This window comes from Pseudomonas sp. W2I6 (assembly GCF_030815935.1).
GTDB lineage: Bacteria > Pseudomonadota > Gammaproteobacteria > Pseudomonadales > Pseudomonadaceae > Aquipseudomonas.
This window is the reverse complement of the sequence record NZ_JAUSXJ010000001.1, coordinates 6552490-6565942: the sequence shown is the minus strand read 5'-3', so window position 1 is coordinate 6565942 and position 13453 is coordinate 6552490. Positions and strand designations below refer to the sequence as shown.

Genomic DNA, 13453 nt, shown 5'->3' with positions numbered 1-13453 from the left:
GGGCTTGCCCGCGATGCAGGCACCTCGGTGTGTCAGTTGTGCCGGGATGATGCTATCGCAGGCAAGCCAGCTCTCACACTGGCCCGCATCGCCTGCTAGGTTTTGCGCATACGCGTCAACTCCGGCAAACCCACCTTGAGCAAGCGTGCCGTCTTGCCTTTCGCCAATGCCTCGACGCCTTCATGCTCGGTCAGCCGCGCCAGTTGCGCCGCCAGGTTCATCACCAGCGCTTCGCGGGAATACACCCCGCCCTCCAGCGAATAAATCGCCGCGATCAACTGGCGCAACTCCAGCGGCAGGCGCCAGCGTGTGCGCAGTGCCGAACCATAGGCCGCGCCGAAGGTGTAGAGGGACTCGCCAATCGCTTCGTCATCCAGTTCGCCACCGCCCAGCAGCCAGTCTTGCAGGCACCGCAGCAAGGCCAGGTCGCCAAGGCGATGGAGGATCCCGGCGCTGTAGCAGCGCTCGTGATCCAGGTCGAGCATGCGCGCCAGGCTGCGGGCGTAGTCAGCGGTGCGCTGGGACAGCTGCCAATGACGCTCGGCGTAATCCACAAGGCTCGGGTCGCTCAGTACCACGTTGTGCTTGAGGGCCAGTCCCAGGATCAGGTTCATGCTCTGCCCGGCCGCCAGCTTGTGCAGGGCCATGCCCAGGGTCTGCACCGGCGAACCGTGATGGCCGGCGCTGTTGGCGGCGGCGATCAACACGGCAGTAATCTGCGGGTCCATGCGCACCTGCTCTTCCAGGCGCTTGAGATCCAGGCCCTCCGGCTCCAGGCTATGTTGCACCGCAGCCTGCACGTCGACCCGCAGCGGCGCGCCGTCTGAGGCTTCCCGGCGGCGCTCCAGAAACACCGGCAAGGTCATGCCCGGCGCCAGGGCCGGGACTTCGCAATACACCGTCTCACCTTCGTTCAGCAGCAAGTCCTGCAGGCGCTGGGTCAGGCTTTCCATGTTCAGGGGTTTGGTCAGGTACGCGGTCGGTGCCAGGGGCAAGGCTTCGCGCACACTGGCGCTGTCGTTGCGGGTACTCAGCAGGATAAACGGCAACAGCGGCGTACGCCGTTGCAGGCGCACGCTGCGCAGCAGGCTCAGGCCATCGACGCCGGGCAGCTCCCAATCGGCAATGATCAGGTCATAGGGTTTGTCACGCAGCAACTCGGTGGCCCTCTGGCCATCGGCACACACATCCAGCCGTGCGTCACAGCGCACATTCAGCAACACTTGCTTGAGCAGATCTCGGGACCAAGGGTCGGTCTCGGCAATCAACACACGGGGTACAGCCGGTAAATCAACAGCAGTCATCCAGCACGCTCCATCGGCAATACCAGCACCTTAGACAAAGGAGCCGCCTGCGTACAATGAACAACGGCTGAATACCGTTCATCGGGCACAAAAAAACCCGCCTAAGCGGGTTTTTTGTCGATCAGGTCAACTTTTGATCACAGCTCGGAGAAGCACTCTTCGATGATCGCCAGGCCTTTGTCCAACTGCTCGTCCGGCGAAGTCAGCGGAACCAGCACGCGCAATACGTTGCCGTAGGTGCCGCAGGACAGCAGGATCAAGCCCTTGTCACGCGCCTTGGAAACCACGGAAGCGACAGCAGCGGCGTTCGGCTTGTGGCTGTCGCCATTTTCGAACAGCTCGACCGCAATCATCGCGCCCAGGGCACGCACTTCGCCGATCACCGGGTACTTGGCCTGGATAGCTTTCAGACCGGTCACCAGGCGCTCGCCGACAGCCTTGCAGCGGTCCAGCAGGTGCTCTTCTTCGAACACTTCCATCACGGCCAGGGCCGCGGCGCAAGCGATCGGGCTGCCAGCGTAAGTGCCGCCCAGGCCACCTGGTGCAATGGCGTCCATGTATTCAGCCTTGCCGCATACACCGGCCAGCGGGAAGCCGCCTGCGATGGATTTGGCGAAGGTGGTCAGGTCGGCGGCAACGCCCATCTGTTCCATGGCGAAGAAAGTACCGGTACGGCCGGCACCGGTTTGCACTTCGTCGGCGATCAGCAGGATGCCGTGCTTGTCGCACAGTTCGCGCAGGCGCTTCATGAAGGATTTAGGCGCGACGTAGAAACCGCCTTCGCCCTGCACCGGCTCGATGATGATGGCAGCGATATCACGCGGCTCGGCATCGTTCTTGAAGATGCGTTCGATGCTGGCGATAGAGTCGTCATCGCTCACACCGTGCAGCTCGTTCGGGAACAGCGCGCGGAACACGCCGCCTGGCATCAGGCCCATGCCGGCCGAGTACGGCACGACTTTGCCGGTGAGGCCCAGGGTCATCATGGTGCGACCGTGGTAGGCGCCGGTGAACGCGATCACGCCGGCACGGCCAGTGGCGGCACGGGCGATCTTCACGGCGTTCTCTACCGCTTCGGAACCGGTGGTGACCAGCAGGGTTTTCTTGGCGAAATCACCCGGCACCTTGGCGTTAACTTTTTCGCACAGCTCAACGTACGGCTCGTAGGCCAGTACCTGGAAGCAGGTGTGAGTCAACTTGTTCAACTGTTCGGTCACGGCGGCGATGATTTTCGGGTGCACGTGGCCGGTGTTCAGCACGGCGATACCGCCGGCGAAGTCGATGAATTCGCGACCTTCAACGTCGGTCACGGTGGCGTTCTTCGCCGACTCGGCGAAGATCGGGTGAATCTGGCCAACACCGCGTGGTACAGCGGCTTCGCGGCGTTTCATCAGGGATGCGTTGGTCTTGCTCATAAAGTCCTCATTCGCCACTCATCGGGTGGCGTGGTCCAAGGAATACGTGGCGGGGAGGCAACTACGGCAGCATGCGATGATCGACTGCCACAGCTTTCCCGGCCACTACGAATAACGGGTGAAACACGCAAAGGGACAGCGCTCTCGTGCCCTTTGCGTTTGCAACAATGCCTTGCCGGGCTTAGATGCCCAGGCAGAGGTATTTGATTTCCAGGTAGTCCTCGATCCCGTACTTGGAGCCTTCACGGCCCAGGCCCGAAGCCTTGATGCCGCCGAACGGCGCCACTTCGTTGGAGATCAACCCGGTGTTGACGCCGACCATGCCGTATTCCAGGGCTTCAGCCACACGGAACACACGGCCCAGGTCGCGGGCATAGAAGTAGGAAGCCAGGCCGAACTCGGTGTCGTTGGACATCGCGATCACTTCGGCTTCGTCTTTGAAGCGGAACAGCGGCGCCAGTGGGCCGAAGGTTTCTTCCTTGGCCACGGCAGCATCTTTCGGCACGTTGACCAGGATGGTCGGCTCGAAGAAGTTGCCTTCCATCACCTTGCCGCCAGCCAACAGGGTCGCGCCTTTGCTCAGGGCGTCAGCGATGTGCTCCTGAACCTTGGCCACGGCCTTCTCGTCGATCAGCGGGCCGGTGGTGGTGCCCTCTTCCAGACCATTGCCGATCTTCAGCTTGGCCACCGCCACTTTCAGTTTCTCGGCGAACGCGTCGTACACCGAATCCTGGATGTACAGGCGGTTGGCGCAGACGCAGGTCTGGCCGTTGTTGCGGTACTTGGAAATGATCGCGCCTTCGACGGCCTTATCCAGGTCTGCGTCGTCGAACACGATAAACGGCGCGTTACCGCCCAGTTCCAGGGAAACCTTCTTGATGTCCTTGGCGCATTCGGCCATCAGCTGGCGACCGATTTCGGTGGAGCCGGTGAAGGACAACTTACGCACGATCGGGTTGCTGGTCAGCTCGCTGCCGATATCGCCGGCGCTGCCGGAGACCACGCTGAACACGCCTTTCGGAATCCCGGCACGCTGGGCCAGTTCAGCCAGGGCGAACGCGGAGAACGGGGTTTGCGACGCAGGCTTGAGCACCATGGTGCAACCGGCAGCCAGGGCCGGGCCGGCTTTACGGGTGATCATCGCGGCCGGGAAGTTCCACGGCGTGATGGCAGCGGTAACGCCGATTGGTTGCTTGATCACGATCAGGCGCTTGTCCGGCTGGTGGCCGGGAATCACATCACCGTAGACGCGCTTGGCTTCTTCGGCGAACCACTCGATGAACGAAGCGGCGTAAACGATTTCGCCCTTGGCTTCGGCCAGCGGCTTGCCTTGTTCCAGGGTCATCAGGCGAGCCAGGTCATCCTGGTTCTCGATGATCAGCTCGAACCAGCGGCGCAGCTTGTTGGCGCGGTCCTTGGCGGTAAGTGCACGCCAGGCCGGCAGGGCCTTGTCAGCTGCTTCAATGGCGCGACGGGTTTCGGCGGCGCCCATTTTTGGCACGGTACCGAGGATTTCGCCGGTAGCGGGGTTGTTGACCTTGATCGTTTGACCGTTGTCCGCATCGACCCAAGCGCCATCAATGAAGGCTTGCTGGCGGAACAACTGGGTGTCTTTGAGCTGCATGTCGGCTTTCCTTAACAGCACCGCGCACGCGCGGAGCGAATTAGAGTTGTTGAAAGGCGCCTTGAGGGCTGCCGTCAGGGAAATCATTCACTGGGCGCAAGCACGTAAATGGCGCACGAAAGGACAAATGTGCGGTTCAGCACCCAGGCAGGAGCGTTTGAAATCTCAAACGAATCCTAGGATCAATGGGGGTGCAGGGCAATAGTCTGTTCGAAAAAAAGAACGAAAACGGCGCATTTGCTCGATTTTTCTGATCAGCGTGTTTCGGGCGAGTTCCACCGTATTGCGCCGAGATGCCCGGCACAGGGCGTCAGCGGCGCGTATTCCTACCGGTGGCCGGGCGAAAAGCGGCATGGACGCCCAAGGTCGACATGGGTATGATGTCGCCCGCACAAGCATCCGTAGCTCAGCTGGATAGAGTACTGCCCTCCGAAGGCAGGGGTCGTGGGTTCGAATCCCGCCGGGTGCACCAGATACAGATGAAAAAGCCCCAGGTCGAAAGGTCTGGGGCTTTTTTGTGGATAGAAATATTGCAATTGTGACTCGCCGGCTGATCGCCTATACCATGCGCGGGCTAGTATTTTCTGACGATCAATACGCAGGCGATGAAAAGCGCGCCGCTCGACGACCGCCGGTGAAGGTCGAAGGAATTGCCATGAACATCGAATCGATTACGATCAATGGATTTAAAAGTGTCACGAACCTGACACTGGAACGCTTATCGCCATTCACTGCACTGGCCGGCTCGAACGGCGCAGGGAAAAGCAATATTACCGATGCTCTCGCTTTCTTTGGCGCCATCGTAAAACGAGGCGCCTCTACTGCGATTCGCGACTTTGGTGGCTTTCAACAAATCCACTGTTTCAAACATCCCAAACAAAAAAGAACAACCATCTCTTTCGAGATAAAAATTCAGATTGAACATGAAAACTTTGAGTACGCCCTCAAAATAGTTGAAATTGATAAAGCGCCTCAGGTGGTCGAAAACCTGAAAATCAACGGCACTCAATACATTGATCGCAAGCAGAATGGCGAAACAAAAGTAACGTTGACGGATTACTCGCCACTCCAGTCCTTCTTGGAATACCCCCAAGACATGACCGCGCTTATGTTATTAAGCAATTCTGCGCTGTATAAGTTTCTCACCAATATTCGCGTTTACCGCATTGATCCAATTGCCGCCAAAGAGCCGGACAACTCGACTGCAGATGCAACAATGCTGGATAGCCATGGCAGAAACGTTGCAACCATGCTGTCTATCTTGGAGAAGGATAAGCACTTCCGCACTCAGGTTCTGGAGTGGATAGAGCTGATTGTTCCCGGCATGGAAAATGTCTCAACTGAAAAACAACGATTGGATAGCACCACTGTCATCACCTTCAAGGAAGAAGGGACAAGAACGCATTTCCCCGCGCGCTTAATTTCGGATGGCACTATTTACGCTTTATGCATAATGACTGCCGTGTTAAGTCGGACCTCGCAAGCCGGTTTAACTATTATCGAAGAGCCTGAACGGGGCATCCACCCAAAAGCGATTGGCGAGTTGGTTGCGCTCATGCGTGACAACGCCACCGTAGACCATCCGGTCTTTATTACTACGCACAGTGAATCAGTCGTGCGCAACCTTAACCCTGAAGAGCTCTGGCTAGTCAATAAGCTAGAAGGCCGGACGAACGTCAAGTGTGCTGCCGAATCAAGAGTCGATAAAAAGCAAATCCCTCTTGATACCGCCTGGCTGACCAATCTGTTTGACGGAGGTCTACCATGGTGAGGGTAGGTTTTATTGTAGAAGGCGACTGCGAACGGATCGTAGTTGAATCTTCGAAGTTTAAAAAATTATTGAGTGATGCGGGGTACGAACTCGTCACACCGGTAATCGACGCAAAAGGCGGAGGTAACCTTCTACCCCAAAATATCGAGGCGTTCACTCAGGTCCTTGAAACACGGGGCGCAGAAAAAATCTATGTGCTTACCGACTTGGAGGACGATGACTCAGTTGATGTCGTCCGTAACCGTATACAGAACCGAAAACTGGAAACTGTCTTTGTAGCCGTGAAGGCTCTTGAAGCATGGTTCCTTGCAGACACTCAAGCAATGAGTCAATGGCTGAAGCAAGGGTACAACGAACCCCAACCAGAAATGACGACCGACAAGCCTTATGATCGTCTCAAAGAAATCGCCAGAGAACTGGGCACCTCGGGGCCTGGCAACAAGCCAGCCTTTGCTAAAAAAATGATCAAGCATTTTGGATTCAGTGTGGCGCGTGCAGCCGAACACCCAGCATGCCCAAGCGCTCGCGAGCTGGTTGAATACTTCCAGGCACCCTGATACCAGTGCACACGTAACGTTGGCAAACCGAACTGAGTTCAGTTGTTCGGTTCGAACTCTCCGGGAATTCCGGAGAGTTGCTTCAACGCTGCCATCAAACACCGATACCCCACATGTTCCTGCTCCAACCTCACCCCGCCCCCCAGCCGATTGTCCCGCAGCTCATTAAACACCGAGCGCTCCTCAGACGTGAGATAAGGCAAGTCATGGACGACCTGACGATCCTCCTGCCCCCAGAATTGTGCGTGGGCATCAAGGGTGCTGCGATCCATCAACAATGACTCGACATGCCCAAACCGGCGGCGCAACTGGTCAAGAATCGCAAACCCATGAGTATCAATATCGCCCCAGTAGTAAATCATACAACTCGATAGCCAACTCGCTTGCCCTAGAGCTTCCCAGCCATAACCCTTACCGAACACCACAATGGAGCCCGGCACGCGTGGGAAGGCTAGAAAGTTGGTTTCGTTCTCGGTCACAAAGATCCGCCTGACGGCAATATTCAACTGAGCAAAACTGGCCGAATCGAGAGTGACATCAGGCAAGGTGGGGCCAGGCATCACGGCCAAGCGCTCATCCAGCACGCGAAAGCGGATCCCGGTGGGCTTATCAAGAAAACCATAACGGACAGAGAACTGTGTGACGCCTTTGTACTGCCGGGCGATAGCCTGCTCGGGCAGCACTTGGTCGAACAACTCACTTAGTACTGCCTTGTGCCCTTCGATGAATTTGCTGCGAATGCCAGGTATGTCCACCTGTCGAAGGTAGATACCTGGCCGCGGATGTTCCGCCATCCAAGTCACCACATCCAGAAGCCCTGCCCAATGCCGCTCCAGTGCGATGGCTTGCAATGGCTGGCCCCTCAGCCAGTCGACAAGCAAGGGTTGACGCTGTCGAGTCAGTTCAAGCAGGACCTTGAAGTGCTGCGTCTCTCCCTCTTTGCCAATCAACGCAATAGCCTCTTCCAGCGAATCCACCCAGATGGACGTGGGCAAGCGTTGCGGCCCGACAACCCTATGATTGACCTCCCGCCATTGGATCCGAATGCCGTCGACAGCACTGAGCTGCGCCACCCAGGTCCTGACCCTATCGAAGTTTTCACTCAGTTGCACAGTATCCGGCCCTTTCAATATCAAGCGCCGTGGCTCCCAAGTCTCCTCGGTCACCAGAGGGCGCAGCAGATCGCCTCGTTGCCAGAGCCGCAATAATTGTTGTGTGAGATCCGCCTGCGAGGTCCATTTCATGACGATAAATCAGGTCGGTTCAACTGATATTCCTCAATGGAAAGATTGCGCAACCGGGACGCCTTGCCACCGTCGTTCTGCACAAAGCCCACACTGGAAACAAAAGGTTCGATGATGTGGATTTTCTGCAAAGGGGTGACGATCAGCAGCTGCAGGTTGAGCTGCTCGAACAGCCGCAAACCATACTCCGCTGAATCATCGGAGCCGCGTCCAAACGCTTCATCGATCAACACGAACCGAAACGATCGCGAACGCACCGCGCCCCACTCCAAACCAAACTGATAGGCCAAGCTCGCCGCCAAAATGGTGTAGGCCAGTTTTTCTTTTTGCCCGCCGGACTTGCCACCGGAATCCGAGTAATGCTCGTGCTCGCGATCGTCCTCGCGCCAGCGCTCGCTGGCGGCAAACAGGAACCAGTTGCGCACATCGGTGACTTTGCTGGTCCATCGCCGGTCTTGCTCGGACAATCCTTCCCGCCCACGAAAGCGGTCAACGATGGTTTTGACCTGCAGAAACTTGTTTTCCGAATACTGGGCATCCTCGGATCCCGTCAATGCGCCCTCGGTACAGGCACGCAATTGCATCTGGAAATCTCGAATATCCGCATCCGGGCTCAGCTGGGACTCCAGCACGATGTAGCGACCAGGGTTGTAGTCGATCTGCCCCAGGGATTCATTGATACGGCCAATCCGCTCCTTGATGGTTTCGCGCTCCCGAGCCAATTGCCCGTTGAAGTTCGCGATCTCATTGATCGTGTTGACGTTGAGCAACTCCTTGAAGCGTTGTTCAAAACGCGGCAGATCGTCACGATTTAGTTGGTCCAACAGGTTGCGGTACTCATCGACGGCATTGAGATCGGCATCGAATTCGCTGGTCTCCAGCTTGTAGGCGTCCTTGAAAGCCACCATCGCCCGAATGATCTTGTCCCGCAGCCGTTCCAACACCTTGGCCTCTGCGTCCATTTTTCCTTGCAGGCCTTCGCGCACTTCTCGCTCGGCGTTATCGCAGGACTCAACAGTGAGCAGCCGCTCGCCCAGAATTTGGGTGCGCAGTGTCTCCAATTGACCCCGGACCAACTCGTCAATATCTATTAACAAGCTGCTGGCTTCGGTGTGCAGCATAGTTGCGGCTTCATGTTTCGCCGCAACATTACCCAACTCCGTGTCCAGCCTAGACAGCTCACCCTCTGTCACTTTGAGGGCGTCTTGCACGGTTTGAAGTTGCTTCGCCAGTTGCAGCAAGGTGTCACTGGCGGCCTCCAGTTGTGCTTTTTCATCCTGTAATCGTGCCACGAGGGTCGCGCATTCGGCCCAATCGATCTCTCGGTATTCGGTAAACTCATTGAGCGCGGCCAGCGACTCCAGTTGCTGACGCAAATAAGTGCGCTGCTTTTCGGCACTCGCAATGCTTGATCCAATATCAGCCAGTTGCACTTCAAGACAGTCTTTTACCGCCTCAAGCGCAGCGATTTTTTCAGCGTTGCTCCAGCCCAGAACATAACGGCCGCGGTCGTCCAGGCGATGCCGGTCATCCTTCTCATGGCGCTCGCCAGCGCCTTTGACCTGGCCCGACAGGGACAAGGCACGTACCTCTCGACGAAACTGTTCCGGCGTCTCGCAGCAGGCGTAGTTAAAACGATAAGCCAGCTCGCGAACCAACCAAGGATAAAACGTTGAATCGGGTTTGACGCTGAGTTTTGCCACCAGCGATTGCGGGTGCAAATCCGGGGTCTCAACTTGACGGGCCGAACGCACCCGAAAATACACCAGGCGCCCCGCCAGGTGAGTTCGATCAACCCAGGCAGCAACCTGAGCGTAGTTTTCGTCCGGCACAAGCAGCGCCAGGCCGAAGTTGTGCAGCACCCGTTCAATAGCGCCTTCCCAAGGACGATGTTCCTCACGTATTTGAAGCAGCTCACCGACAAACGGCATGAGTTCTTCACCCAGCCCTGTCGCCAGGCACAGCGCAGCCCGCAACTTGATCTGCGCATCTGGAATATTGCTGCGGCGTGCCCTAAGGCTGGAGATTTCCCCAGAAAGTGCATCATGCTCACGCCGTCCCACACGCAACGAAACGCCCCATTCAGTAACCTGGTTTTGCAAGTCTGCTTCCTGGGTACCGGACTGGTCGCGGCGGACATGCAATAGTTGTCCTAGCCGGATAAATCCTGCTTCATCATCAACGGGCGACTCGCCAATAGCCGCAAGAAGCTGTACATGACGTTGCGCCCGGTGCTGACGACGCTCCCGCTCAATGTTCTGTTTGCGAATTTCGTTCGCCAATTGCTCCAGACGATCACCGCCCTGCTCGGCCACCGCCCGCCTGAGGGAGTCTACGTCCAGCCTCTGGCGATCACGTTGCTCGACCTGATGCTCCTTTTGAGAAGACAAGCGCTGTTGATCATTGGCCAGTAGCTGCAAACGTCGGTCCAGCAACCCGATTTTAAGCTCCGAGAACCATGGTTTAAGTGCTTCACGGCAATCGCGCAACCCGTCCTGTTCACCACGCAGGCCTTGGTGCTTGTCGCAGTCAGCCACTAGCGGCTCCAGCAGCAGGCGCTGTTGCTTGGCCTTGAGCACCGCCTCATGGGCTCGGTTCAAATCATCGAAATGTGCAATCAACGCCGCGATACGAGTAGCGGCATCGAACGGTTCAAGCATATGGCTACGAACAAATTCGGTCAGGTTACCCACAGACTTCATCGAAACCGTTTGATGAAACAGCTCCAGCGCCTGTTCGTTATCAATCCCCAGGCGCCGCCGAAACCAGGCACCGTACTTGGAAAAACTATCCTGGATATCCGCACCGTCGTTACGCAGTCGCTTTCGCAGTTGCGCAATGTCGGTGCCGAAGTCAGCAAAGTCCGTGGTAATACAAAGCTCACGCTCGGCGCCCACATAAAAACGCTCTGGCTGCCCCTGCCCGTCCTTCATCCAGAATACCTGGGCCAAGGTCACTGTCTGGTCATAGCCTGCGTTGTGAAAGACCCCCAGAATTACCGAATAGCTATTGTGATCGCGCAGCGCGACCGGCTTGGCAGCTCCGGTGACCTCGCTGCGTTCGGACTTGAAATGCCCCAACACATAGGAGCGCAGGCTTCGCTCCTTATTTTCAGCTCCGGCGGCTTTGTTATAGGCAATCCGCTGGGTGGGCACCAGCAACGTGGTAATTGCATCCACCAAGGTCGATTTGCCGGACCCAATATCCCCCGTCAGCAGGCTATTTTTCCCATCGGGCAACAGCGTCCAGACCCGCTGATCGAAGGTCCCCCAGTTGAATACCTCAAGGCGCTTGAGGCGAAAACCTGACAGGCTGTCATCACCGATGAAATCCAATTCCGCAAGCAACGACTCACTCATTGTTCAATCTCCTTCCCGCCATCAGGACCTGACTCGCTTTCTCCCGAAAGACGCATCTGGTATTCCCCAAGCCGTTTATCGAAGTCAGACAACCATTGCGCATCCACAAACGCCTTGAGGATGCGCCGCACTTCATAACTCATAGGGCCGGCGGCGCTCTTGAGACGGCGTAAAAAGCCCAGTTCAACGATCTTGGTGAGGTGTGTATCAATATGATCGACCAGTCGGGCTTCGTTACTGCTGTCGGGCAAAAACACGCGAATCAATTCGACGATTTCATCACGGGTCAGCACCAGCCGCGTTTCGCCTCCCGTGGCATCGAACTCCGCAAGTTTTTTGCGCAGCAACGCCAAGAGCAGGCTGACCGGAAATGACAGTGGCCGACGAGCAATAAGCCGTGGCATACGAACCTGCGGTTCATCCTCGCCTGACTCATCACGACTGCGCAGGAAAGCGTAGCCCTCGGCCTCGTCCAGCATCAACTCCAGACCCAGCACTGTCACGTAACCGCGGACCTGAGTCTGCCAGTTGAGTAACGTCCCCCATAGGCGCTCATCACCTTCGCGATAAATCACCCCCTTAAGCAGCAAAATCAGCAGCGTCGACAAGTCTGCTGCGGTAACGTCCATAACCATGTCCGGCGCATGTTGTTCTTCGTTCATCCTTGCCTCACAAAAATAACGCGCGCCAGCCGTGCCTGCTTCTGCACGGGATGGCCGTCGCTGGACGTAGCCGTCCACACAATCGGCTCGTTTTGGCTGTCATCGACGACGGTGGTAAATGTTTCACTGCCCAAGTGAAGATAAGCCACCAACTCAGCCAACCCCTGCTGCAACGGTTGCAACCGGGTCAACTCGCACAATGTGATTTGCGAGCGGGCCTGCAGTGCCTGGTGGATATGAGCTGCGAGCCGGGCAAGGTCAACCATCCGCTCGTTGTACAAGGCACTCACGTCGAGATCATCGTCACCGACTTGCACGCTCACGCCGGCGAAGTCGGACTTCAGGGTCAACGTGTGCAGGGGCCGCTCCATGGGCAACTCGATACGGGCTGCAACATCAGCCATGTCCATGAAATTGCCCGCAGGTGGGTGCTCACGGGCTCCCAGCGCCTTGGCCTCCACCCCTCGCAGAATGTCCATGATCCGTCGGTTTTCGAGCCATACCTGATCATCCAGAAAACGCCGCAATTGCTGGGAAAGTTGCGCGACCATGCGCTGGGTATGTTCACCCGCCTCAAGCCAGTCGTAATGCACACGACGAGTGCGAATATCCGGTTTCAACTCCATCACCGGGGCCAGGGCCAGCACATGATCAAGCATCCGTGTCAGCTCTTCCTGACGGCTGGTCGACATCAAGAATCCCCAGAATGCCCTGAAACTGCGTCCCTGATCGGAGTCGGAAATGGCATCGCGCTCACCCATGATTTGTTCCAGCAGCGCGCCCTTGGCGCCCTCCCATAAGGCGATTCGCTCACGCACACGCCGATCCAGCAGGCGAAAGTTATGTTCAACCTCTCGAAAGTCGGCGAGTAACTCCCGCGACAACTGAGCAAATTGCTGGAAGCGATCTTTCAGGGCCGTATCGTCCAGCAGAGGTACATCGCCACCCAGAATCTGTGCGATTTCCGCGTCCAGCTCATCCCGGCGCTTGCGCAACTCGGCCACACGCTTGGCAGGATCTGTCTCACTGCCCTCGCTCATCTGCTTAAGCAACTCGAATAACGTCAGCAACCTGGACTCGGTACCGACGAACCCCCGCTCGACGAGGGTAGCTAACCAGGCAATAGCTTTCTCGGTAGACGGCGTCAGGTCGAACTGCGGCTCATCGTCGTCCTGACGGTAGAACTTGCGCAGCCAGCCCTTTTCCGGGCTGGCCCACTCATTGAGGTAGTGCAACGCCGGCCTTGGAAAAGCATCGTCGTCCAGCCGCCTGCGCAAGGCGAACAACTCGTCTTCCAGCGCCTCTGCAAGGTCAGCAGCAGCAATGATTCGCACGTTGGGTGCAACGAACACGCGGTGCAAGAAACTTGCAACCAGCGGCCCGTGGTCCGAGCGTAATAGACGCCATGCAGGATGATGCGTTCGCAGGCTTTCAAGGGTGGCGTAATCCATCACGTACCGATTGCAGAGTTAACGAACTCAAAACAATGGCGCCAAGTCCGGGGATTTTCCACTCCT

Annotated in this window: 9 protein-coding genes and 1 tRNA gene; 3 read left to right on the top strand and 7 right to left on the bottom strand. The window is 57.2% G+C overall.

Going from position 1 to position 13453, the window contains the following annotated elements; translation table 11 throughout:
- Positions 1 to 95: 95 nt before the first annotated feature.
- From QF039_RS30345 to gabD, 3 genes are all read right to left on the bottom strand, one after another.
- Positions 96 to 1304: an HDOD domain-containing protein gene (locus QF039_RS30345; RefSeq protein WP_177040710.1), complete on the bottom strand. Its 1209-nt coding sequence runs from the start codon at positions 1302 to 1304 to the stop codon at positions 96 to 98.
- A 137-nt stretch (positions 1305 to 1441) separates the two neighbouring features.
- Entirely contained in the window at positions 1442 to 2719 is a 1278-nt protein-coding gene (gabT, locus tag QF039_RS30340; protein ID WP_307522212.1) for a 4-aminobutyrate--2-oxoglutarate transaminase, read from the bottom strand.
- A 181-nt stretch (positions 2720 to 2900) separates the two neighbouring features.
- A complete protein-coding gene (gene gabD, locus QF039_RS30335; RefSeq protein WP_003218155.1) occupies positions 2901 to 4343 on the bottom strand; it encodes an NADP-dependent succinate-semialdehyde dehydrogenase in 1443 nt (480 codons plus the stop codon).
- Between the two features lie 395 nt (positions 4344 to 4738).
- Between gabD and QF039_RS30330 the strand changes: the two genes are divergently transcribed.
- From QF039_RS30330 to QF039_RS30320, 3 genes are all read left to right on the top strand, one after another.
- A tRNA-Arg gene (locus QF039_RS30330) sits at positions 4739 to 4815 on the top strand.
- Positions 4816 to 4860: 45 nt separating this feature from the next.
- On the top strand, positions 4861 to 6114 hold the full coding sequence (locus QF039_RS30325; protein WP_307522209.1) for an AAA family ATPase: 1254 nt from the start codon (positions 4861 to 4863) through the stop codon (positions 6112 to 6114).
- On the top strand, positions 6108 to 6671 hold the full coding sequence (locus QF039_RS30320; RefSeq protein WP_307522207.1) for a DUF4276 family protein: 564 nt from the start codon (positions 6108 to 6110) through the stop codon (positions 6669 to 6671). The genes QF039_RS30325 and QF039_RS30320 overlap by 7 nt, the downstream gene beginning before the upstream one ends.
- Before the next feature lie 38 nt (positions 6672 to 6709).
- Here QF039_RS30320 and QF039_RS30315 read toward each other — a convergent pair whose 3' ends face one another.
- The 4 genes from QF039_RS30315 to QF039_RS30300 are packed head-to-tail and all read right to left on the bottom strand — an operon-like array spanning position 6710 to position 13387.
- Positions 6710 to 7915, bottom strand: a complete 1206-nt coding sequence (locus QF039_RS30315; RefSeq protein ID WP_307522205.1) for a Wadjet anti-phage system protein JetD domain-containing protein — start codon at positions 7913 to 7915, stop codon at positions 6710 to 6712.
- Positions 7912 to 11274, bottom strand: coding sequence for an ATP-binding protein (locus QF039_RS30310; RefSeq protein ID WP_307522203.1), 3363 nt, complete (start codon positions 11272 to 11274; stop codon positions 7912 to 7914). The genes QF039_RS30315 and QF039_RS30310 overlap by 4 nt, the downstream gene beginning before the upstream one ends.
- The gene (locus tag QF039_RS30305) at positions 11271 to 11936 is read right to left on the bottom strand and encodes a DUF4194 domain-containing protein (RefSeq protein WP_307522201.1); all 666 of its coding nucleotides are present in this window, start codon (positions 11934 to 11936) and stop codon (positions 11271 to 11273) included. The genes QF039_RS30310 and QF039_RS30305 overlap by 4 nt, the downstream gene beginning before the upstream one ends.
- Positions 11933 to 13387 carry a DUF3375 domain-containing protein gene (locus QF039_RS30300; protein WP_307522199.1) on the bottom strand — a complete coding sequence of 485 codons (1455 nt, stop codon included), beginning with the start codon at positions 13385 to 13387 and terminating at the stop codon, positions 11933 to 11935. Before QF039_RS30300 ends, QF039_RS30305 begins: the two co-directional genes overlap by 4 nt.
- Positions 13388 to 13453 lie beyond the last annotated feature (66 nt).